14 protein-coding genes and 1 tRNA gene are annotated in these 22,252 nt (G+C 70.4%); 7 read left to right on the top strand and 8 right to left on the bottom strand.

Translation table 11 applies throughout. The features are described from left to right. The first annotated feature begins 1 nt into the window (after position 1). The 4 genes from gltB (at position 2) to AB0R04_RS06010 (ending at position 8,819) form a co-directional block, all read left to right on the top strand. Positions 2-4,603, top strand: coding sequence for a glutamate synthase large subunit (gene gltB, locus AB0R04_RS05995; protein ID WP_363368767.1), 4,602 nt, complete (start codon positions 2-4; stop codon positions 4,601-4,603). Further along, entirely contained in the window at positions 4,596-6,056 is a 1,461-nt protein-coding gene (locus AB0R04_RS06000; protein ID WP_363368550.1) for a glutamate synthase subunit beta, read from the top strand. The genes gltB and AB0R04_RS06000 overlap by 8 nt, the downstream gene beginning before the upstream one ends. A 354-nt stretch (positions 6,057-6,410) precedes the next feature. Further along, on the top strand, positions 6,411-7,277 hold the full coding sequence (locus tag AB0R04_RS06005) for a helix-turn-helix transcriptional regulator (RefSeq protein ID WP_363368552.1): 867 nt from the start codon (positions 6,411-6,413) through the stop codon (positions 7,275-7,277). Between the two features lie 84 nt (positions 7,278-7,361). Then, positions 7,362-8,819, top strand: coding sequence for an aldehyde dehydrogenase family protein (locus AB0R04_RS06010; protein ID WP_063347158.1), 1,458 nt, complete (start codon positions 7,362-7,364; stop codon positions 8,817-8,819). Between the two features lie 101 nt (positions 8,820-8,920). On the opposite strand, the gene AB0R04_RS06015 is transcribed toward AB0R04_RS06010, so the two are convergent. The 5 genes from AB0R04_RS06015 to AB0R04_RS06035 form a co-directional block, all read right to left on the bottom strand. Continuing rightward, positions 8,921-12,073: a discoidin domain-containing protein gene (locus tag AB0R04_RS06015; RefSeq protein WP_363368555.1), complete on the bottom strand. Its 3,153-nt coding sequence runs from the start codon at positions 12,071-12,073 to the stop codon at positions 8,921-8,923. A gap of 311 nt (positions 12,074-12,384) precedes the next feature. Further along, positions 12,385-14,217: a 5'-nucleotidase C-terminal domain-containing protein gene (locus tag AB0R04_RS06020; RefSeq protein WP_363368557.1), complete on the bottom strand. Its 1,833-nt coding sequence runs from the start codon at positions 14,215-14,217 to the stop codon at positions 12,385-12,387. 272 nt (positions 14,218-14,489) lie between these two features. Then, positions 14,490-15,026 carry a hypothetical protein gene (locus AB0R04_RS06025; protein ID WP_363368559.1) on the bottom strand — a complete coding sequence of 179 codons (537 nt, stop codon included), beginning with the start codon at positions 15,024-15,026 and terminating at the stop codon, positions 14,490-14,492. Further along, positions 15,013-16,644 (bottom strand): VWA domain-containing protein, encoded by a 1,632-nt coding sequence (locus AB0R04_RS06030; protein ID WP_363368561.1) that lies wholly within the window; start codon positions 16,642-16,644, stop codon positions 15,013-15,015. Before AB0R04_RS06030 ends, AB0R04_RS06025 begins: the two co-directional genes overlap by 14 nt. Positions 16,645-16,652: 8 nt before the next feature. After that, positions 16,653-17,729: a hypothetical protein gene (locus AB0R04_RS06035; protein ID WP_363368563.1), complete on the bottom strand. Its 1,077-nt coding sequence runs from the start codon at positions 17,727-17,729 to the stop codon at positions 16,653-16,655. A gap of 281 nt (positions 17,730-18,010) precedes the next feature. Here AB0R04_RS06035 and pyk point away from each other — a divergent pair, with 281 nt between their 5' ends. Together pyk and AB0R04_RS06045 are read left to right on the top strand one after the other, a co-directional pair. Next, entirely contained in the window at positions 18,011-19,441 is a 1,431-nt protein-coding gene (gene pyk, locus AB0R04_RS06040) for a pyruvate kinase (protein WP_063347153.1), read from the top strand. Between the two features lie 57 nt (positions 19,442-19,498). After that, positions 19,499-19,633 (top strand): hypothetical protein, encoded by a 135-nt coding sequence (locus tag AB0R04_RS06045; protein WP_363368565.1) that lies wholly within the window; start codon positions 19,499-19,501, stop codon positions 19,631-19,633. A gap of 15 nt (positions 19,634-19,648) precedes the next feature. Here AB0R04_RS06045 and AB0R04_RS06050 read toward each other — a convergent pair whose 3' ends face one another. The 3 genes from AB0R04_RS06050 to AB0R04_RS06060 form a co-directional block, all read right to left on the bottom strand. Continuing rightward, positions 19,649-20,422 carry a transcriptional regulator gene (locus tag AB0R04_RS06050; RefSeq protein WP_363368567.1) on the bottom strand — a complete coding sequence of 258 codons (774 nt, stop codon included), beginning with the start codon at positions 20,420-20,422 and terminating at the stop codon, positions 19,649-19,651. Positions 20,423-20,429: 7 nt separating this feature from the next. Then, positions 20,430-21,221: a helix-turn-helix domain-containing protein gene (locus AB0R04_RS06055; RefSeq protein WP_363368569.1), complete on the bottom strand. Its 792-nt coding sequence runs from the start codon at positions 21,219-21,221 to the stop codon at positions 20,430-20,432. Between the two features lie 122 nt (positions 21,222-21,343). After that, a tRNA-Leu gene (locus AB0R04_RS06060) sits at positions 21,344-21,416 on the bottom strand. A 98-nt stretch (positions 21,417-21,514) separates the two neighbouring features. Here AB0R04_RS06060 and AB0R04_RS06065 point away from each other — a divergent pair. Further along, positions 21,515-22,171 carry a response regulator gene (locus tag AB0R04_RS06065; protein WP_063347151.1) on the top strand — a complete coding sequence of 219 codons (657 nt, stop codon included), beginning with the start codon at positions 21,515-21,517 and terminating at the stop codon, positions 22,169-22,171. The last annotated feature ends 81 nt before the right edge of the window (positions 22,172-22,252 follow it).

Raw genomic sequence — 22,252 nt, forward strand, 5'->3', positions numbered from 1 at the left:
CATGCACTCCGCCAACGAGCCCCAGGCCGGCGCCGCCCGCCAGCCGTACGCGCTCGTTCCGGATGCGCGACCTACCGCTCAGGGCCTGTACGACCCGCGAAACGAGCACGACGCCTGCGGCGTCGGTTTCGTCGCCACGCTGACCGGCATCGCCGACCACACCATCGTCGAACAGGCGCTGACCGTCCTGCGCAACCTGGAGCACCGCGGCGCCACCGGCGCCGAGCCGGACTCCGGTGACGGCGCCGGCATCCTCACCCAGATCCCGGACGCCTTCCTGCGCGGCAAGGTCGACTTCGAGCTCCCCGCCGCCGGCTCCTACGCGGTCGGCATCGCCTTCCTGCCCGACGAGGACGCCGCCGACGCGGACGCCGTCGCGCGGATCGAGGCCATCGCGGCCGAGGAGGACGTGACCGTCCTCGGCTGGCGCGACGTCCCCGTCACCCCGGATCTGCTCGGCGCCACCGCCCGCAGCGTCATGCCGCGCTTCCGCCAGCTCTTCCTCGCCAAGGAGGGCCTGGCCGGGATCGAGCTCGACCGGACCGCCTTCGTCGTCCGCAAGCGCTCCGAGCGCGAGGTCGGGGTCTACTTCCCGTCGCTGTCCGCGCGCACCGTCGTCTACAAGGGCATGCTGACCACCGGCCAGCTGGAGCCCTTCTTCCCCGACCTGTCGGACCGCTCCTACACCTCCGCCGTCGGCCTGGTGCACTCGCGCTTCTCCACCAACACCTTCCCGAGCTGGCCGCTCGCCCACCCGTACCGGTTCGTCGCCCACAACGGCGAGATCAACACGGTCAAGGGCAACCGCAACTGGATGAGCGCCCGCGAGTCCCAGCTCGCCACCGACCTCATCCCCGCCAACCGCAACGGCCGGGGCCTGGAGCGGATCTTCCCGGTCTGCACCCCGGACCACTCCGACTCCGCCTCCTTCGACGAGGTCCTGGAGCTGCTCCACCTCGGCGGCCGCTCGCTGCCGCACTCGGTGCTGATGATGATCCCGGAGGCGTGGGAGAACCACGCCACCATGGACCCGGCCCGCCGCGCCTTCTACCAGTACCACTCCAACCTGATGGAGCCCTGGGACGGCCCGGCCTGCGTCACCTTCACCGACGGCAACCAGATCGGCGCCGTGCTCGACCGCAACGGCCTGCGCCCGGCCCGCTACTGGATCACCGAGGACGGCCTCGTCGTCCTCTCCTCCGAGGTCGGCGTGCTCGACATCGAGCAGGAGAAGGTCGTCAAGAAGGGCCGCCTGCAGCCCGGCCGGATGTTCCTCGTCGACACCGCCGAGGGCCGCATCGTCGGGGACGAGGAGATCAAGTCCTCCCTCGCCGCCGAGCACCCCTACGCGGAGTGGGTCGGCGCCGGGCAGATCCAGCTCGCCAAGCTGCCCGAGCGCGAGCACATCTTCCACACCCACGCCTCGGTCACCCGCCGCCAGCAGACCTTCGGCTACACCGAGGAGGAGCTGCGGGTCATCCTCGCGCCGATGGCCAAGACCGGCGGCGAGGCGCTCGGCTCGATGGGCACCGACTCGCCGATCGCCGCGCTCAGCGAGAAGCCGCGCCTGCTGTTCGACTACTTCGTCCAGCTCTTCGCGCAGGTCACCAACCCGCCGCTGGACGCCATCCGCGAGGAGCTCGTCACCTCGCTGCTCAGCAACCTCGGCCCCGAGGGCAACCTGCTGGCCGCCGAGGCCGCCGCCTGCCGCTCGGTCGGCATCACCTTCCCGGTGATCGACAACGACGAGCTGGCCAAGCTCGTCCACATCAACCACGACGGCGACCAGCCCGGCCTCAAGGCCGTCACGCTCTCCGGCCTCTACAAGGTCGCCGCCGGCGGCGAGGGCCTGGCCGCCCGGCTGGCCGAGATCGCCGCCGAGGCCGACGCCGCGATCGCCGACGGCGCCCGGATCGTCGTGCTCTCCGACCGGCACTCCGACGCCGAGCACGCCCCGATCCCCTCGCTGCTGCTCACCTCCGCGATCCACCACCACCTCATCCGCACCAAGCAGCGCACCCAGGTGTCGCTGCTGGTCGAGGCCGGCGACGTCCGCGAGGTGCACCACGTCGCGCTGCTGATCGGCTACGGCGCCGGCGCGGTCAACCCGTACCTGGCCATGGAGTCCGTCGAGGACCTCGTCGCCCAGAAGGTCTTCATCCAGGGCGTCGAGGCCGAGAAGGCCATCAAGAACCTGATCAAGGCGCTCGGCAAGGGCGTGCTCAAGGTCATGTCCAAGATGGGCATCTCGACCGTCGCCTCCTACCGCGGTGCCCAGGTCTTCGAGGCCATCGGCCTCTCCCAGGAGCTGGTCGACGGCTACTTCGCCGGCACCACCACCAAGCTCGGCGGCATCGGCCTGGAGGAGATCGCCAAGGAGACCGCCGCCCGCCACGCCAAGGCCTACCCGGCCTCCGGCATCCCGGCCGCGCACCGCGCGCTGGAGATCGGCGGCGAGTACCAGTGGCGCCGCGAGGGCGAGCCGCACCTGTTCGACCCGGACACCGTCTTCCGGCTCCAGCACTCCACCCGCAACCGCCGGTACGACATCTTCAAGCAGTACACGGACCGGGTGAACGAGCAGTCCACCCGCCTGATGACGCTGCGCGGCCTGTTCCAGCTGGACGCCCTCGGCCGGACCCCGATCCCGGTCGAGGAGGTCGAGTCCGTCTCCGAGATCGTCAAGCGCTTCTCCACCGGCGCCATGTCGTACGGCTCCATCTCCCTGGAGGCGCACGAGACCCTCGCCATCGCGATGAACCGCCTCGGCGGCAAGTCCAACACCGGCGAGGGCGGCGAGGACCCGGACCGCCTGTACGACCCCGAGCGCCGCTCGGCCATCAAGCAGGTCGCCTCCGGCCGCTTCGGCGTCACCTCCGAGTACCTGGTCAACGCCGACGACATCCAGATCAAGATGGCCCAGGGCGCCAAGCCCGGCGAGGGCGGCCAGCTGCCCGGCCACAAGGTCTACCCGTGGGTCGCCAAGACCCGGCACTCCACCCCGGGTGTCGGCCTGATCTCGCCGCCGCCGCACCACGACATCTACTCGATCGAGGACCTGGCGCAGCTCATCCACGACCTCAAGAACGCCAACCCGGCCGCCCGCATCCACGTGAAGCTGGTGTCCGAGGTCGGCGTCGGCACGGTCGCCGCGGGCGTCTCCAAGGCGCACGCCGACGTGGTGCTGGTCTCCGGGCACGACGGCGGCACCGGCGCCTCCCCGCTGACCTCGCTGAAGCACGCGGGCGGCCCCTGGGAGCTCGGCCTCGCCGAGACCCAGCAGACCCTGCTGCTCAACGGCCTGCGCGACCGCATCGTCGTGCAGACCGACGGCCAGCTCAAGACCGGCCGCGACGTCGTCATCGCCGCGCTGCTCGGCGCCGAGGAGTTCGGCTTCGCCACCGCGCCGCTGGTCGTCTCCGGCTGCATCATGATGCGCGTCTGCCACCTGGACACCTGCCCGGTCGGCGTCGCCACCCAGAACCCGGTGCTGCGCGAGCGCTTCTCCGGCAAGCCCGAGTTCGTGGTCAACTTCTTCGAGTTCATCGCCGAGGAGGTCCGGGAGATCCTCGCCGAGCTGGGCTTCCGCACGATCGAGGAGGCCGTCGGCCACGCCGAGCACATCGACGCGGCCGCCGCCATCGACCACTGGAAGGCCGCCGGGCTCGACCTGGCCCCGCTCTTCCACGTCCCGCAGCTGCCCGAGGGCGCGGCCCGCCACCGCACCACCTCCCAGGACCACGCGCTCGACAAGGCCCTGGACAACCAGCTGATCACGCTCGCCGAGGACGCCCTGGAGCGCGGCGAGACCGTCCGCATCCAGCTGCCGATCCGCAACGTCAACCGCACCGTCGGCACCATGCTCGGCCACGAGGTGACCAAGCGCTACCGCGGCGAGGGCCTGCCCGAGGGCACCATCGACGTCACCTTCACCGGCTCCGCCGGGCAGTCCTTCGGCGCCTTCGTGCCGCGCGGCGTGACCCTGCGGCTGGAGGGCGACGCCAACGACTACGTCGGCAAGGGCCTCTCCGGCGGCGTCGTGATCGTCCGCCCGGCCCGCGACGCCGCGGCCATCGGCAACGACGCGCAGAACCACGTCATCGCCGGCAACACCATCGGCTACGGCGCCACCTCCGGCCGGATCCACCTGCGCGGCAAGGCCGGCGAGCGCTTCGCCGTCCGCAACTCCGGCGCCACCCTGGTCGTCGAGGGCGTGGGCGACCACGGCCTGGAGTACATGACCGGCGGCCGGGTCGTCATCCTCGGCGAGACCGGGCGCAACCTGGCGGCCGGCATGTCCGGCGGCATCGCCTACGTCCTGGACCTGCGCCCCGCGAACGTCAACGACGGCCTGGTGGGCATCGAGGCCCCCTCCGCCGCCGACCGCGACTGGCTGCGCGAGACCGTGCAGCAGCACTACGAGGAGACCGGCTCCACCGTCGCCGCCGAACTCCTGGCCGACTGGGGCAGCGGGGTCTCCCGCTTCTCCACGATCATGCCGACCGACTACAAGGCAGTGCTCGCCGCCAAGGACGCCGCTGAGCGCGACGGCCTCTCCGAGGCCGAGACCACTCGCAAGATGATGGAGGCGGCTAATGGCTGACCCCAAGGGCTTCCTGACCACGCCCAAGCAGCTGGCCGAGCGGCGCCCCGTCGACGTGCGCCTGCGGGACTGGAACGAGGTCTACGTCGAGCGCAGCCTCCTGCCGATCATCACCGAGCAGGCCGGCCGCTGCATGGACTGCGGCATCCCGTTCTGCCACAACGGCTGCCCGCTCGGGAACCTCATCCCCGAGTGGAACGACCTCGCCTACCGGGACGACTTCGTCGGCGCGATCGAGCGGCTGCACGCGACCAACAACTTTCCGGAGTTCACCGGCCGCCTCTGCCCGGCGCCCTGCGAGTCGGCCTGCGTGCTCGGCATCAACCAGGACGCGGTGACCATCAAGAACGTCGAGGTCACCATCATCGACAAGGCCTGGGACCGCGGCGGCGTCACGCCGCAGGTCCCGGAGCGGCTGTCCGGCAAGACCGTCGCCGTCGTCGGCTCCGGCCCGGCCGGCCTGGCCGTCGCCCAGCAGCTCACCCGGGCCGGGCACACCGTCGTCGTGTACGAGCGCGCCGACCGCGTCGGCGGCCTGCTGCGCTACGGCATCCCCGAGTTCAAGATGGAGAAGCGCCACATCAACCGCCGCGTCGAGCAGATGCGCGCGGAGGGCACCCGCTTCCGCACCGGCGTGCACGTCGGCGAGGACATCACCGGCCAGCAGCTGCGCGAGCGCTTCGACGCCGTCGTCGTCGCCGCCGGCGCCACCACCGCGCGCGACCTGGCGGTGCCCGGGCGCGAGCTCAAGGGCGTCCACCAGGCCATGGAGTACCTGCCGCTGGCCAACAAGGTGCAGGAGGGCGACTTCGTCGAGTCGCCGATCAGCGCCAAGGGCAAGCACGTCGTCGTCATCGGCGGCGGCGACACCGGCGCCGACTGCGTCGGCACCGCCCACCGCCAGGGCGCGGCCTCCGTCACCCAGCTGGAGATCATGCCGCGGCCCTCCGAGGAGCGCCCCGGCCACCAGCCCTGGCCGACCATGCCGATGACCTACAAGGTCACCTCCGCGCACGAGGAGGGCGGCGAGCGGATCTACTCCGTGAACACCACCCACTTCACCGGCGACGAGGACGGCAACGTCCAGGAGCTGCACCTCGTCGAGGTCGAGTTCAGGGACGGCCGCTTCGAGCCCGTCCCCGGCACCGAGCGGGCCGTCCCGGCGCAGCTCGTCACCCTGGCCATGGGCTTCACCGGCACCGACGTCCGCAACGGCCTGGTCGAGCAGCTCGGCGTGGACCTGGACGCGCGCGGTAACATTGGCCGCGACGGCCGGTTCGCCACCAATGTCGATGGCGTGTACGTCTGCGGAGACGCCGGCCGCGGTCAGTCGCTGATCGTCTGGGCCATCGCGGAAGGCCGCTCGGCCGCAGCCGCGGTGGACAAGTACCTCGGTGGCAAGACCCCACTGCCGGCCCCGATCCGTCCCACCGACCGCCCGCTGGTCGTCTGACGGGCCGACCGGCCCCCCCGAACCCCCGGTGCCGCATCGCCGGGAGCTCAACCCGCTGCCCCCGCCAGAGTCGCCGGGCCAACGCGGTCTCCTGGCGCCTGCCCTCTTCCCCGACCAGTTGGAGGGCGGGCGCCGTCGCGTTCCCCCGGGGGTCCGCCGCCCTACCTTGAAGATGGCAGGCCCGTCAAGAGTCGTGTCAACTCTCAGACATTTCCCAGGACTTGGGTCTACCGTAGGCCCGTTCCGGACGCCGCGCGGGAGGGCCTGACCGGACGGACTGTTGTTCGTCGGTGCCAGGTGGCAGACTGCCGCCGACGGCCGGGGGGCTGCTGCGCGAGTGCGGAGGTTGACGCGATGAGCACGACTCAGACAAGCGGAGGCGCCACGGTACGGCGCCTGCTGCTCGGCACCCAGCTGCGCAAGCTCCGTGAGGCCAGGGGGGTCAGCCGCGAGGAGGCCGGCTACTCGATCCGCGCCTCCGAATCCAAGATCAGCCGGATGGAACTCGGCCGGGTCGGCTTCAAGGAACGCGACGTCGCCGACCTGCTCACCCTCTACGGCGTCGAGGCCGAGCAGGAGCGCGCCACCGTCCTCGGACTCGTCCGGGACGCCAACGCCACCTCCTGGTGGCACGAGTACGGCGACGTGCTGCCCGCCTGGTTCCAGAACTACGTCGGCCTGGAAGAGGCCGTCGCCGAGATCCGCAGCTACGAGGTCCAGTTCGTCCACGGGCTGCTCCAGACCGCCGACTACGCCCGCGCCGTCATCGCCGCCGGCGGCCACGTCACCGACCCCGGCGAGATCGAACGCCGCGTCGAGGTCCGGCTCAAACGCCAGGCCCTGCTCACCGCCGAGAGCGGCCCCCGCCTGCTCGCGATCCTCGACGAGGCCGCGCTGCGCCGCCCCTGGGGCGGCCCCGAGCTGATGCGCAACCAGATCGACCGGCTGCTCGAACTCGGCGAACTGCCCAACGTCCGGCTCCGGGTGCTGCCGCTGGGCTGCGCCGGACTGAGCGCCGAGAGCGGCGCCTTCACCGTGCTCGGCTTCGCCGAACCCGAACTCGCCGACGTCGTCTACGTCGAACAGTTCACCACCGCGCTCTACCTCGACAAGCCGGCCGAGGTCGCCGAGTACCGCCACGCCATGGAAGGACTGCTCGCCGACAGCCTCGACCCCGAACAGACCCGGCAGCTCCTGTACTCCGTACGCCAAGAGCTGTAAGACGTCAGTACGATGATGCCCAATCAGACCGGGCCGTAGCGGCTCGCCCGCCGACGTTCCCCGAATCGGCACGAGAGGGATCAGATGTCGTACTTCTCCGAGTTGGCGCTGCAGTACATCGACGGCGAATGGTGCAGCGGCAGCGGCTCCTGGGACATCGTCGACGTCGACCCCTACACCGGCGACAAGCTCGCCACCATCACCGTCGCCACCATCGCCGAGGTCGACCGGGCCTACCGGGCCGCCGAACGGACCCAGAAGCAGTGGGCCGCCACCACCCCCTACGCCCGCCGGCTCGTCTTCGAACGCGTGCTGCGCCTGATCGAGGAGCGCGAGGAGGAGATCACCCGCGCCATCATGGCCGAACTCGGCGGCACCGCGCTCAAGGCCGCCTTCGAACTCTCCCTGGTCAAGGACATGCTGCGGGACTGCCTGCGGGTGGCCCTCGGCCTGGAGGGCCGGCTGCTGCCCTCGATCACGGAGGGCCAGGAGAACCGCCTCTACCGGCTGCCGGTCGGCGTCGTCGGCGTGATCAGCCCGTTCAACTTCCCGCTGTACCTCTCGATCAAGGCCGTCGCCCCCGCCCTCGCGCTCGGCAACGGCGTGGTGCTCAAGCCGCACCAGGAGACCCCGATCGTCGGCGGCACCCTGATCGCCCGGCTCTTCGAGGAGGCGGGCCTGCCGGCCGGGCTGTTCAACGTCGTGGTCACCGACATCGCCGAGATCGGCGACGCCTTCATCGAGCACCCCGTGCCCAAGGTCATCGCCTTCACCGGCTCCGACCGGATCGGCCGGCACGTCGCCACCGTCGCCGCCGCCAACTTCAAGCGGACCGTGCTCGAACTCGGCGGCAACAGCGCGCTGATCGTGCTCGACGACGCCGACCTCGACTACGCCGTGGACGCCGCCGTGTTCAGCCGCTTCGCCCACCAGGGCCAGGTCTGCATGGCCGCCAACCGCGTCCTCGTCGACCGCTCCGTCGAGGCCGAGTTCACCGCCAAGTTCGTCGCGAAGATCTCCTCGCTCACCGTCGGCGACCCCAAGGACCCGGCCACCCAGATCGGCCCGCTGATCAACCCCGTCCAGGCCGACACCATTACCGCCCAGGTCGACCAGGCCATCGCCGCCGGCGCCACCGCACTGCTGCGCGGCACCACCGTCGGCAGCCTGATGGAGCCCGTCGTCCTCACCGGCCTGGCCGAGGACGCGCCGATCCTCCAGCGCGAACTCTTCGGTCCGGTCGTGCTCGTGGTGCCCTTCGACGGCGAGGACGAGGCCGTCCGGCTCGCCAACGACAGCCCCTTCGGGCTCAGCGGCGCGGTGCACACCGGCGACGTCGAGCGCGGCGTCCGGGTCGCGCACCGGATCGAGACCGGCATGATCCACGTCAACGGCGGGACCATCGCCGACGAGCCGGCGGTGCCGTTCGGCGGGGAGAAGAACTCCGGCATCGGGCGGCTCAACGGGGAGTCCACGGTGGACGCGTTCACCACCGTGAAGTGGATCTCCGTCCAGCACGGGCGCACGGCCTTCCCGTTCTGAGCGTTCTTGCTCTGCTTTGGCGCTGCCGTTTTTGGCGGTGCCGCTTTTGACAGCGCGAGGCCCCCGGCGGATGCCGCCGGGGGCCCGAGAGCGGTCCGGGGTCAGCTCACGCCGAGTTCACCGAGCTGAAGGTAGTAGTCGCCGAACTGGTCGGCGCTCAGCCGGGTGCCGGTGACCTTCACGTACCGGGCCGTGGTCGGAGCGAAGGTGAGGACCTGCGGCGCCGCGCCGGGGCGCGGCGTGCCCGTCCGGGTGGCGACGGTCGACCAGGTGGAGCCGTCCGCCGAGACCTGGACGGTGTAGTCCACCGGGAAGCCCAGGCCGGTGTTGGCGCCGTCATTGCGCGGGGTCAGGCTCACCCGGCTGATCAGGCTGGGGCCCTGGAGGTCCACGGTGACCCACTCGTTCGCACCGGGCCCGGTGGAACGGGCGCTGCTCCAGCCCATCGAGTAGTCGAGGGTGGAGTTCGCGACGCCGTCGTTGACCGCGGCCGGCCGCCAGCTGTAGGGGCCCGCCGAACTCGACGCCAGGACCGGCCGGTTGACCGCCAGCTCGCCGCCCGCCGCCTCGACCTCGGCGAACTGCATCCGGTACTGGCCGTTCGGGTCGGTGCCGAGCCTGGTCCCCGTCACCCGGACGTAGCGCACGTCGGCGGGCTGGAACGGGAAGGTCTGGACGGAGGCGTCCGACGGCTTCGGGTAGTTCTTGCGGTCGGCGACGGTCGACCAGGTGGCGCCGTCCGCGGAGACCTGGATGGTGAAGTCCACCGGGAAGCCCTTGCCGGCGGCCGCACCGTCGGCGCGCGGGTGGAGGTCCACCCGGCTGATCCGCCTGGTCGAGCCGAGGTCCAGCTGCGCCCACTCGCTGTGGTCCGCGTTCACGCCGGCGTTGCTGCTCCAGCCGTTGGTGCCGGTGGCCAGGCCCCGGCGCCCGTCGGTCAGCGCGGCCGTGCTCCAGCCGTCGCCCTCGTACGTGCTGGAGGTGACGACGGCGGCGTTCTCCGCCGGGTCGGTGCCCGGGTTGAGCCGCACGTGCTCGAAGCGGGCGGACGCCCCGCCGGTGGCGAGGCCGAAGCCTCCGACCGGGTAGCCCTGGTCGGTCACGGTGAGCAGTTGGACGACCCCGGCGTACACCTTGATCGTGCCGCCCTGGGCGGACACCCGCAGGCTGACCGTCTGGCCCGGGGTGTAGCCCGGCACCTTGGCCGACGCCAGCGGGACGCCGCTGCGGTTGACGAACACCTCGCCGGTGTTGCGCAGCGCGACCAGGTACCCGGTCTGCGACTCGGTCGGGTTCTGGTTGCGGACCACCATGCCCGCCCAGTTGGTGTCGCCGCCGTCGGGCCTGACACCGGTGATCCGGACGTCGACGGAGGCCGAGACGTCCTGGTACGCGCGCCCGGTCAGCCCCGCGACCACGTCCCAGCCGGAGTTGGCGTCACTCTGCACGTACCCGCCGTCCCCGGCCGCCGACCAGGAGCCGCGGGCGGTGCGCCAGGAGGCGTCCTTGTCCGCGCCGAAGTCGTCGCCGAACGGGAAGGCCGCGTCCGGGGCGGGGGAGGCGAGCGCGTCGAGGATCTGCCGGTGCCGCTGGTCGGCCGCCGCGCCGGAGGTGGAGAAGTTGGTGGTGCCACTGATCAGCGAGCCGATGAGCGCGCGGGCCAGCACCGGCTTGGTGGCGGAGAGCTGGTGCAGCAGCTCGTAGTCCTGGATGCCGGCGAGCAGGGCCTCGCTGCGGACGCTGTCGTAGACGCCGTAGGTGGCCTTGTTCGGACGGACGAGGTAGAAGTCGCCGTCCATCCCGCCGTTGAAGGTGTCGAGGGGGGCGTAGTTGTTGTTCGGGTCGGTCCAGATGTTCCAGCCCCAGTGCAGGAAGCCGTTGCCGCCGGCGGACGCCACCATCCACGGCGTCAGCCGGGAGTCGGACAGCGGGTAGCTGATGTAGCGGTTGAGGTGCTTGTCGGTGGGGTTGTTGCAGTAGTAGAGCCAGAAGTCCTTCCCGGAGAGGCGGAGGTTCTGGTAGTACGCCATGTTCTCGTCGTACTGCGGCCCGCCGATGGAGGTCACCGTGCTGAGCGAGCCGTCGATGCCGGGGACCGGGCTCTGGCGGGACTCGTTGCTCAGCCCGGCCGGGAACGCGCGCTTGTAGTGGTCGTAGAGCCACACCGCGCTCCGGGTCTGCACGTCGTCGGCGGGGTTGGGCTCGTCGACGGCGCTCATGTAGAAGACGTCGCTCCAGCGCCGCCCCGGGGCACAGGTCGGCCCCGCGTCCAGGCACTTGGTGTCGAGGTGGTCCTTCAACGCCTTGAACACCGTGTCCAGGTACGTGCCGGCCGCGTCCGAACCGGCCTGCTGGAACACCTTCTGGACACCGCCCCGGCCGTCCGGGACGAGGGTCTCCAGGTTGCTGCTGCCCTCCAGCAGGGTGGGGGTGTAGATGTACTGCAGGGCGCCGGCGTCCTGGAAGGTCTGCAGGAAGCGGTCGAAGTTCTTCCAGCTGAAGGTCAGCTTGCCGTTGGCGTCCGACGTGGTGTCCGGGATGGACAGGGCCTGGAAGTCGGCGTAGACCACGTTGTTGCGGTGCTTGGCGTGGTCGGCGGCGAAGTTGGTGATGACCTTCCACCAGTCCTCGTCGAAGGCCTTGACCGGCGCGCCCGAGCCGTCGCTCTTGGTGTACTGCGCGGGGATCGAGGCCTCGGTCCAGTTGTAGTCCCAGCCGACCGAGGTGAACCAGTTGTTCATCCGGAACGTCGACCGGTTGGCCGGCGGCACCGCCGCGTCGTACACCGTCACCGAGACCGGGACGTCCACCGCGCCGGCCGAACTCTGTACGGTGGCCCGCCCGGTGTAGACGCCGGGGGCCTGCCCGGTCGGCACCGCGACGCTGTAGTAGTACGGCTGGGTGGTGTTGGCGGCGAGGCTGTACGGGGTGTTCTCGACCAGCGCGTCGTAGTAGCTCGTCCCGCCGTCCGGGGGCTCCTGGTGGTCGTTGCCCGCCCAGCCGGTCTTCTTGTCGACGTTCGGGTGGTTGTACTCCCGGTTCACGGTGATCCGCGAGGCCGGGATGGTGGCCCCGCCCGGACCGGCCAGGTCGCCGGGGACCAGCTGGAGGCCGGTCAGCTGGGCGCCGGAGCGCACCGCGATCTGGGCCGCCTGGGTCTCGTTGCGGGCGGCGAACAGGTCGACCCGCGGGGTGGCGCGGCCGGGGACGGCCGAGGACGAGAAGACGTGGTCGTAGCCGCTCTCCACCCACACGGACGGTGCCGTGGCCGCGGATGCCGACCCTGGTGACAGGGGAGCCAGCAGGGCGCCGAGCAGGGAGGGTATGAGAACCCTTGCAGTTTTTTTGCCCACCATGTCCCTTTCCGAATGTTATGCAATCGACATGTCGTGAAACTTCGTTGAAGGATAGTCAGGTCACGGAGCGACTGAGTAGACCCGGTGTGACGGCGGAGTGACGGGCCCGGACGCGACGAAAGGGGCCCGGACATGACGAAGGAGCCCCGGCCGCGGCTGCGGCGCGGGGCTCCTCGGTTCGGTCGGGTGTGGCTGAGGGGCCGGGCGGGCTAGAACACCGGCTGGCCGGCGCGCACCAGGCGCCAGGAGTCGGTGAAGAAGTCGGCCGGGTCGATGACGCCCTTGGCCTTCACCCAGGCGATCATCGTGTTGCGGATCTCGTCCGAGTTCGACCAGACCAGCTTGGCCTGCGCCACGTGCGGGAAGTTGCCGCCGCCGTTGGCACGGTAGTTGTTGACCGCCAGGACGAACTGCGCGGCCGGGTCGATCGGCTTGCCCTGGAACGACAGGTTGACGATCCGCCGGCCCTTCGGCTGCGCGATGTCGATGTCGTAGCTCAGCCCGTACAGCGAGTCGTAGTTGTAGTCCGGCGTGGTCTCCGCACCGGTCAGCGCGTCCTTGTCGACCGGCGCGCCCGGGGCCAGCTGGTTGTAGTACTTGGCCGAGAACTCCAGGTAGTCCTTCAGCTGCGCACCCGTCAGGACGCGCGCCTCCAGGGTGTTCTCGTAGATGTACAGGCCCGCCGCGTCGCGCAGCTTCACCTGGCCCGCCGGGATCAGCGCCGTCCGGTTGAACGGCGCCGCCTGCGCCAGCACCGGCAGGTTGGCGTACTGCCCGCCCGCCAGCGCCGCCTTCACCGCGTCCGCCTGCACCCGGCCGATCAGGTCGATGATCGGGGTCGCCCGGAACCGCGCCTCGGCGATCGACAGATCCGTCTTGCAGGTGCCGATCTGCTGGTTGACGTACGCCACGACCTTCTTGTGCTGCTCGGTCAGCGCGTCCACGATCTCCGGGTTCTCCGGCACGGTGTTGGAGTTCAGCACCCGCGAGGACGCCGAGAGGACCTTCCACGCGCCGTCGGCGAACTCGACGTCGAAGTCGAAGCAGCTCAGGCGCTGGCCCCAGCACAGCGGCTCGGAGAGCACCACGGTCTTACCGGTCTTCTTGTTGACGATCAGCCGCTGCGCCACCTCCTTGTGGGTGTGGCCCACCAGCACCGCGTCGATGCCCGGAACGGTCTCGGCCATCTCACCGGAGGCGTCCTCGGGCCAGGGCAGCTGGTCGCCGTAGGTGGTCGGCTCGTCGATGCCGGAGTGGGCGGAGACGACGATGACGTCCGCGCCCGCGGCCTTCATCCGGGGCACGTACTTGGCGGCCGTCTCGACGATGCCCGGGAAGACCATCTTGCCGGTGACGTTGGCCTTGTCCCAGATCGCGATGCCCGGGTTGGTGAGGCCGAGGATGCCGACCTTCAGCGGGGTGTCCTCGTCCAGCCACACCTCCTTGATCACGTACGGCTTGAAGGCCGGCTTCTCGTTCTTCGCGTGCAGCGCGTTGGCGCCCAGCAGCGGGAACTCCAGCTGGTCCTCGAAGGCCTTCAGGGTGGGGATGCCGTAGTTGAACTCGTGGTTGCCGAGCGCGGCGGCGTCGTAGCCCATGAGGTTCATGGCGACGGCCATCGGGTGGTCGGGCACGTTGTCGCCGTCGGTGGCGATCGGCTCGATCCGGGCGTAGTAGTAGGTCAGCTGGGTGCCCTGGATGATGTCGCCGGAGTCGATCAGCAGGCAGCGGTCCCAGCCCTTCTCCTCGCGGACCTGGTTGGCCAGGGTGGAGATCTTGGCGAGGCCGACGTCGTTGTGCGCCTTGTCGGCGTACACGGCGTCGGTGAAGTAGTCCCAGTTGAGCACCCGGCCGTGCAGGTCGGTGGTGCCCATGACGGTGAAGGCCTGCTTGCGGCCCTTGCGCTTGCCCTTGGCGGCCGCCGGAGCCGGCTCGGCGGCCACGGCGGCGGGGGCGGCGGCGACGACTGCTCCGCCGGTCAGGGCGGCGCCGGCGGCGGTGGCGGCGGACCGGGTGACGAAGTCACGGCGGTTCAGGGGCATGGACGACTCTCCCGGGTGGGGACTGACGGGCCGATGGGCCGTCAACTGGTGTTCGGGTGGCGTGCCGACGCGCATCGACGCGCGTAGAAGGACGCGCGTAGAAGTGTGCCGTGCGGGCCTGGCCGGTGAATAGCCCTCCGACGTTTCCAGCAGGTGAGATCTTGGCGACTCGTTCGTGACGGGGGTGCGCGGAGGGTGGGGTGGTAAGGGGCCCCGGGGCAGGACCCTCGGGGTCCTGCCGGGTCCTGCCTGGGCTTCCTCAGGCAGGACCGTCAGGTCAGGTCGGCGACCAGTCGGCGCACCTCGCGGCCGAGCTCCGCCTCCGGGTCCGGCGCGTCCGGCCCCGCCCACGGCCGCCAGGTCAGCGCCCGCAGGTAGCCGGCCACCGCCACCGGCAGCCGGTGCCGCACGATCTCCTCGGGCACCGGCCCCGGCTCCGTCGCGCGCAGCGCCGTCAACAGGCCCGCCACACCGGCCGAATCCGGCAGCGGCACCGTGGCCAGGTAGTCGGACAGCGCCGCGAGCTCGGGATCGGGCTCCGGAGTGGGCTCCGGTTCCGGCCTGGGCGTCGCCGGCAGCGGCGGCACCAGCGGATCGACGGGCAGGACGACGGGCGGCTCCGTCCGCGGGCCCGGCGTCAGCAGCGCGCCCGCCCCGTACAGCCCCGCCACCACCGCCGGCCACCACGCCCCGCCCAGCCCGGCGAAGTGCAGCCCCAGCCCCACCGCGCCGCCCCCGCAGCCGACCAGGTTCCGGGCCGACTCCAGGTACCGCAGCACCCGCCGGCCGGCCCCGTCACTGGTAGCCACGAATCTCCTCGAACACCCCGTCCAGCGAACCCGACCCGTCGAACAGCTTGCCGCCGCTCACGTCCGCGATCCCCTGCAACTGGCCCACCGCCGCCTCCCCGAACTTGATCGGGAACACCGGGATCGACTTCTGCCCGGACGGCAGCCCGTCGTGGAAATGCTTGAAGTCCCCGTCCGAAGCCCCCTCGTTGCTCTCCCCGTCGGTCATCAGCACGATCGACGTGAACCGGTCGTCCCCCGCCGCCGACTGCTGCCGGTCGATCACCCGGTACGCCTCCTCCAGTGAGTCGTACAGCGCCGTACCCCCCGACGCCGCCAGCGACTGCACGTCCGCGTTGATCGACGCCAGCTCCGCCTCCGGGCCCGGCTTGCTCCCCGAGGCCGGCACCGCGTGCGTCCTCGCCCACTTCACCTTCGACGCGAAGGAGATCAGCGTCACCTCCTCGCGGTCCCGGAACCGGCGCACCGCCCGGGTGTCGTCCGCCCCCGTCAACCGGCCCAGCGCCGACTTCAGCGCCGAGATCCGCGAACCCTCCATCGACCCCGAGGTGTCCAGCACGTACACCGTCCGCGACGGCCGCCGCAGCTCGTTCTGGTACGAGGCCAGCAGCCCGTCCGCCACCGCCCGGCTCCCCGGGAACGGCAGCTCCCGCCGCCGGTCCGCCGGCAGCCCGGCCGCCGGCGACACCCCCGGCGCCACCGGGCGGCGCAGCGTCGCCTCGGAGATCCGTTTCTGCACGTCCTCCTTCAACAGGTACGCCGTCAACCGCTGGAAGGAGTCCCGCTCCCGCTGCGCGGACGAGGACAGCAACGACAGCGGATAGTCCGCCGACACCACCCCGTCCACCGGGCGGATCACCGTCAACTGCTGGTCCGCCGCCAGCGACTTGTTCATCGACAGCAGCACCGACTCGTAGTTCACCAGCGCCCCGACCTTGCCCGGCTCCGCCCGGGTGTACGCCTGCGCCAGCCATCCCGAGGAACCCGACGTCAGCTTCTGGCCGGTGAAGAACTGCTTCAACTGCGGCGCCGCCTTCTGCACGTCCCCCTCGGTCAGCGCCGCCCCCGCACCCGAGAACGCCGACGCCACCGCCACCAGCGTCGAGAAGCCCGAGTTCGACCGGGACGGGTCCGCCATCCCGTACGCCAGCTTCCCGGCCGACGCCGCATCCCCGATCTGCGCCCAGGAGACCTTCGAACCGTCCCCCCAGCCGAGCTCGTTGAGGACCGAGGAGCGCACCCCCACCGCCACCGGAGACACCATCACCGGCGTCTCCGACAGCACCTTCGACTTCCCCGCGTCGTCCAGCCGCAGGTACTGGTTGGACGGGAACCACACCGCGTCGTACTTGCCGTCCGCCCGGCCCGAGGACACCGCGTCCGCGCCGTCCAGCGAGCCCGTCCAGGAGAACTGCACCGTCACCCCGGTCGCCTTCCTGGCGTCCTCCAGGATCGGCGCCAGGTCCTGCAGCTCGCTGCCGGCCAGCACCCGCAGCACCCCCGGCTGCGCCGTCGTGGCCGGCGGGTCGGACGGCTTCGGGCCCGGCGGGGTGGAGGTGCAGGCGGCGGCCGCCAGCAGGGTCGCCAGCGCGGCGACCGTCCAACTGTGCTTCTTCATCCGGGAGTTCACTGAGCCTTCCCCTTGGCGGCCTTGATCAGCCTGGTCAGGATGTCGGGCACGGGAATCTGCGGCTGGTTGACCTTCGCCGCCGCGAGATTGGGTGCCAGGACCGGGGTCTTGCCCTTCACCAGCGCGGCGAAGGCGTCCGGGTCGTCCTGCGGACGGAAGCCGAACTTCGCCTCCAGCCGGCGCAGTTCGGCGTTGTCGTGCAGCTGGGCGGCCAGCCGCCGGCCGTTCGGCGTGCGGCCGACGATGGTGTGGTCGGTGTAGATGGTGGTGTCCGGGTACAGCACCACCATGTCGCCGGTCGACTCGCCCTTCAGCACCATCGCGGCGGCCTGCGACTCGTACGCGAGCACCAGCGGATTGCCGACCCCGGCCAGGAAGGCCTTGAACGGCTCGTCGCTGCTGCTCTTCTGGCCGCCCTGGATCGCCGTCGCCGTGCGCAGCACGTCCTTGGTGGCGTCGATCCCGGCCTGGTCGTAGACCACCTGGCGGTTGTTCAACAGGTACGACAGCAGGGCGATGTGCAGCGCCCCCGAGGAGGACGTCTCCGGGTCGGTGGTGGTGAGGAACACCGGGCCCTTCAACTCCGCGTGCTCGGTCGCGCCCGCGAGGTCGGGCCAGGTGCGGCCGGCCTTCAGCGCGGCCAGGTAGGCGTCCATCCGGAACGTCCACAGCCCGGTGGAATGGTCCAGGGTGGCCAGGCCGTTGCCCATCAGGACGTCCGCCACCGGGCGGTGCGCGAGGATCACCAGCGGCGAGTAGAACGGCTGGACCGGGACCTCCTTGATGTTCCAGTCCGCGCGCAGCTTCTCGGCCGGCGGCTGACTGGCCGGGAACGCGAAGTCCTTCGCGTCGCCGTCCATCAGCCAGGAGCCGATGCTCTCCGCGTTCACCTTCATGCCCTGCTTGGCCAACTCGGCGACGACCTGCGGATCCTGGAAGAAGTCGCGCTTCTCCGAACCGATCAGGCCGGAGACGGTGACGATGTCGCCGCCCGGGTCGTCCTGCGGGATCAGTGCGTACGTCACCCCGCCCAGCAGGGCCAACGCCGCCAACACCCCCAGAGTGCGTCTCATGCCGAACGCCTCCCCCTCGTCCGCTACGTCGTCCGGGTGGTCACCCGGGGGTGACGAGCGTCCCGCCGGGCGGGGAGCGGCGGCCGAACCGGCGGTGAACCAAGGGTGAACACCCCTTCACGGGTTCGCATCGGAAGGCCGGACGGCGACGGCACCCGGGCAGCTGCTCGCACACCGGTCCGAGGATGTGTCAGATTGTTCAACTCGCCTTACGGCAAAGGTCATCCCGCCGTCCGGACCCGCGTCGTGGTTACGCGCCGGTAATGCCTACCCTCAGCAGTATGCGCCGAGCAAAAATCGTCTGCACCCTCGGGCCGGCCACCGACTCGTACGACCAGATCAAATCCCTGGTCGACGCCGGAATGGACATCGCCCGCTTCAACCTCAGCCACGGATCCCACGACGAGCACGAGGAACGCTACCGCCGCGTCCGCAAGGCCGCCGACGAGAGCGGCCGCAGCGTCGGCATCCTCGTCGACCTTCAAGGCCCGAAGATCCGGCTCGACACCTTCGCCCACGGCCCCGTACTTCTCGAACGCGGCGACGAGTTCACCATCTCCACCGACAACGGCGTCGTCGGAGACAAGGACATCTGCGGCACCACCTACCCCGGCCTCGCCGCGGACGTCACCCGCGGCGAGCGCATCCTCGTCGACGACGGCCGGGTCACCCTGGAGGTCGTCGAGGTCGACGGGCCGCGCGTGCGCTGCCTCGTCATCGAAGGCGGCCTCGTCTCCGACCACAAGGGCCTCAACCTCCCCGGCGTCGCCGTCTCCGTCCCCGCACTCAGCGACAAGGACGTCGCCGACCTGCGGTGGGGCCTGCGCACCGGCGCCGACCTGATCGCGCTCTCCTTCGTCCGCAGCGGCCGCGACATCGAGGACGTCCACCGGATCATGGCCGAGGAGGGGCGCCTCGTCCCCGTCATCGCCAAGATCGAGAAGCCGCAGGCGGTCGACAACCTGGAATCCATCGTCGACGCCTTCGACGGAATCATGGTGGCCCGCGGCGACCTGGGCGTGGAGATGCCCCTCGAACAGGTCCCGCTCGTCCAGAAGCGCGCCGTCAAGCTCGCCAAGCGCAACGCCAAGCCGGTCATCGTCGCCACCCAGATGCTCGACTCGATGATCAACGCCTCCCGGCCCACCCGGGCCGAGGCCTCCGACGTCGCCAACGCCGTCCTCGACGGGACCGACGCCGTGATGCTCTCCGGCGAGACCTCCGTCGGCAAGTACCCCGTCGAGACCGTCAAGACCATGAGCCGCATCATCGAGGCCGCCGAAACCGACATCCTCGCCGCCGGACTGCCGCCCCTGACCACCGGCAACAAGCCGCGCACCCAGGGCGGCGCCGTCGCCCGCGCGGCCGCCGAGATCGGCGACTTCCTGGACGCCAAGTACCTCATCGCCTTCACCCAGTCCGGCGACACCGCGCGCCGGCTGACCCGCTACCGCTCACCCATCCCCGTCCTCGCCTTCACCTACGAACCCGCCGTCCGCAGCCAACTCGCCCTCACCTGGGGCGTCGAGACCTTCCTCGGCCCCTTCGCCCCCACCACCGACCAGATGGTCGAACAGGTCGACGCGGCCCTCCTGTCACTCGGCCGCTGCCAGAAGGGCGACATCGTCGTCATCACCGCCGGCTCCCCGCCCGGCCTCGCCGGCTCCACCAACCTCGTCCGCGTCCACCACGTCGGGACCCTGGACAACTGACGGCCCCTGGGCGGCATCCCTCGTGTGAGGGATGCCGCCCAGGACGGAATGAGCGCGATGAACGAGCACACCCCCTGGCGCGAGCTCCGCGAGGAGATCCTCAACCACCCCGGCGCGGGCGCAGCCTACGAGGCCGCCAGAGCCCGATTCGAACAGGACGAACAGGTGGAGCCGGAGCCCGAGGGTGACTGAACCGCGCCGCCACTGTCAGTACTTGGGGCCGATGTGGGCGTCCATGAGGGCGACGGAGTCCTTGCGGGCGACGGAGATGTTGGTGGCCCCGGTCGGCCGGGCCGCGGCCTTCCACCGGACGCCGACGGCGTCGAGGGTGGCGGTGAACAGGCCGATGATGTCGGTCGAGGTGTTGGTGAAGAAGTAACGCGGGTACTCGTAGCGCTTCTTGACGCCGCCGACCGTTCGCGTCGTCCAGTTGGTGATGCGGCAGCCGTCGGAGTGGATCAGGCCGCGCAGGAACTCCCACGGATGGGCGTCGACGATCTCCTGCTGCCAGGGCGCGAGGGAGATCGACCGTCGGTGCTTCGGGCCGGGGCCGTGCTGGGGGAAGAGGCAGGGCCAGTGCTTGCTGGTGCTCACGACACTGGTGCAGCCCGGTGCGCGGACGCGCTGAACCCCGTTGAGCGGCATGACGGCGGAGACGGCTCGCTCGCATTCGTCGATCAGGCCGGGCCAGGCGTCGCAGCACGCGATGCGGAGGGCGTAGACCTTGCGGCGGCCCTCGCTGACACAGCCGTCGCCGAGGTAGAGGCCGAGGAGGTAGGCGTAGTCGGCGCGCGGGCGTGAGGGGTCGAGCCGGCCGCTGCGGACCGGGCACTCGGCGGTCATCCGCGGACTGGGCACGGCACCGGAGGCCCACGCGCGGATCGCGAACCGGGATATTCCGGTCGCGCGGCTGACCTGGCTGAAGGTCAGCCCGGCCGCGTGGAGGTCGAGCGCCCGCTGCCGCGTGGCCGTGTCGTACATGCCGCTGTCAGTGCTTGGGGCCGATGTGGGCGTCCATGAGGGCGACGGAGTCCTTGCGGGCGACGGAGATGTTGACCTGGCCGGTGGGGCGGGGGATCGAGGCCTTCCACTGGACGCCGACGGTGTCGAGGGTGGCGGTGAAGAGGCCGATGATGTCGGTGGAGGTGTTGGTGAAGAAGTAGCGCGGATATTCGTGGCGGTGGACGACGCCGTTCACGGTGCGGGTTGCCCAGTTGGTGATGCGGCAGCCGTCGGAGTGGATCAGGCCGCGCAGGAATTCCCAGGGGTGGGCGTCGACGATCTCCTGCTGCCAGGACTCCAGGGCTATGGTGCGCTCGTGTTTCCTGCCGGGCCCGTGCTGGGGGAAGTGGCAGATCAGATGGTTCGAGTAGAGCTTGATGTCATGACAGCCGGTCCGTCGGACTCGGCAGGCACTGTTCCTCGGAAAGACCAGGTGCATGGTCTGTTCGACGGGGTCCATGACCCCGGGCCACTTGTCGTCGCAGGTGATCTGGAGGGTCATCGTGCGCCGGTATTCATTTGGCAGGAGGATATGGCCGTCGCCGAGGTAGAGGCCGAGGAGGTGGGCGTACGCCGGGCGGTTCAGGTCGTCGCCGTAGCAGTGGGTGCAGGTGGATCGGTGCCGACCGGGGAGCTCTTGGCCGTGCTTGATGCGGTCCTGCTGCTTCCACCAACCGATCGTGCCCCGCGGGACATCCAGTCGGCGAGCGACCTCGGTGTTGCGAACGCCCTGACGCAGCAGCAGGACGGCTTCTTCGCGAATGGATCGAACGACCATGCGGGTGATCCTGCAGCCCGTGAATCACTTGTGCGGGCGAACGGGATTGTTTTCACTCGAACTAGTGAAGATCGCCAAGCGTTAGGTTGCTGCCCTAAGTGGCTTTGAAATCGAAGGAAAAGTGCCCCGGGTGGGATTCGAACCCACGCTGTATGGTGTTTGAGACCATCGCCTCTTCCGCTGGGCTACCGGGGCATCCACAGTTTCGAAGGCTGACCCCGACCCTGCGAAACCAAACATACCGTGTCTAGGTACCCTCGTGCATGCAGTACCCCGCCGGAACTAGGAGCCCCGTGAGCACCGCCGACGAGCAGGCACAGCCGCTTGAGACCGATTCGCCCCAGATCACCCGGATTGTGATCGCCGAGGATGAGGCGCTGATCCGCCTTGACCTCAAGGAGATGCTCGAAGAGGAGGGGTACACCGTCGTCGGTGAGGCCGGGGACGGGGCTACGGCGGTGAAGCTGGTGGAGGAGCTTCGGCCGGACCTCGCGATCTTCGATGTGAAGATGCCGGTGCTGGACGGGCTCTCCGCCGCCGAGCAGATCCACGAGAAGCACCTGGCGCCGGTTCTGATGCTGACGGCGTTCTCGCAGCGGGAGCTGGTGGACCGGGCGCGGGACGCCGGGGCGATGGCGTACATCGTGAAGCCGTTCAGCAAGGCGGATCTGGTGCCGGCGATCGAGATGGCGGTGTCGCGGTACACCGAGATGCGGACGCTGGAGGAGGAGATCGCGGATCTCACCCAGCGGCTGGAGACCCGGAAGCTGGTGGACCGGGCGAAGGGCGTGCTGCAGACGAAGTTCGGGCTGAACGAGCCGGCGGCGTTCCGGTGGATCCAGAAGACGTCGATGGACCGTCGGATGACGATGGCCGCGGTGGCCGAGGCGGTCATCGAGGAGGGCGCGGCCCAGGACCGCAAGAAGGCGGACGAGGACGCGTCCGAGTAGACGGATGCGAGGAGGGCCCGGCAGATCTCATCTGCCGGGCCCTTCGTGCGTGGAGGCGTGGAGGCGTGGATACGTGGAGGC

The sequence above is a fragment of the Kitasatospora sp. NPDC056731 genome (assembly GCF_040687675.1).
Taxonomy (GTDB): Bacteria; Actinomycetota; Actinomycetes; order Streptomycetales; family Streptomycetaceae; genus Kitasatospora.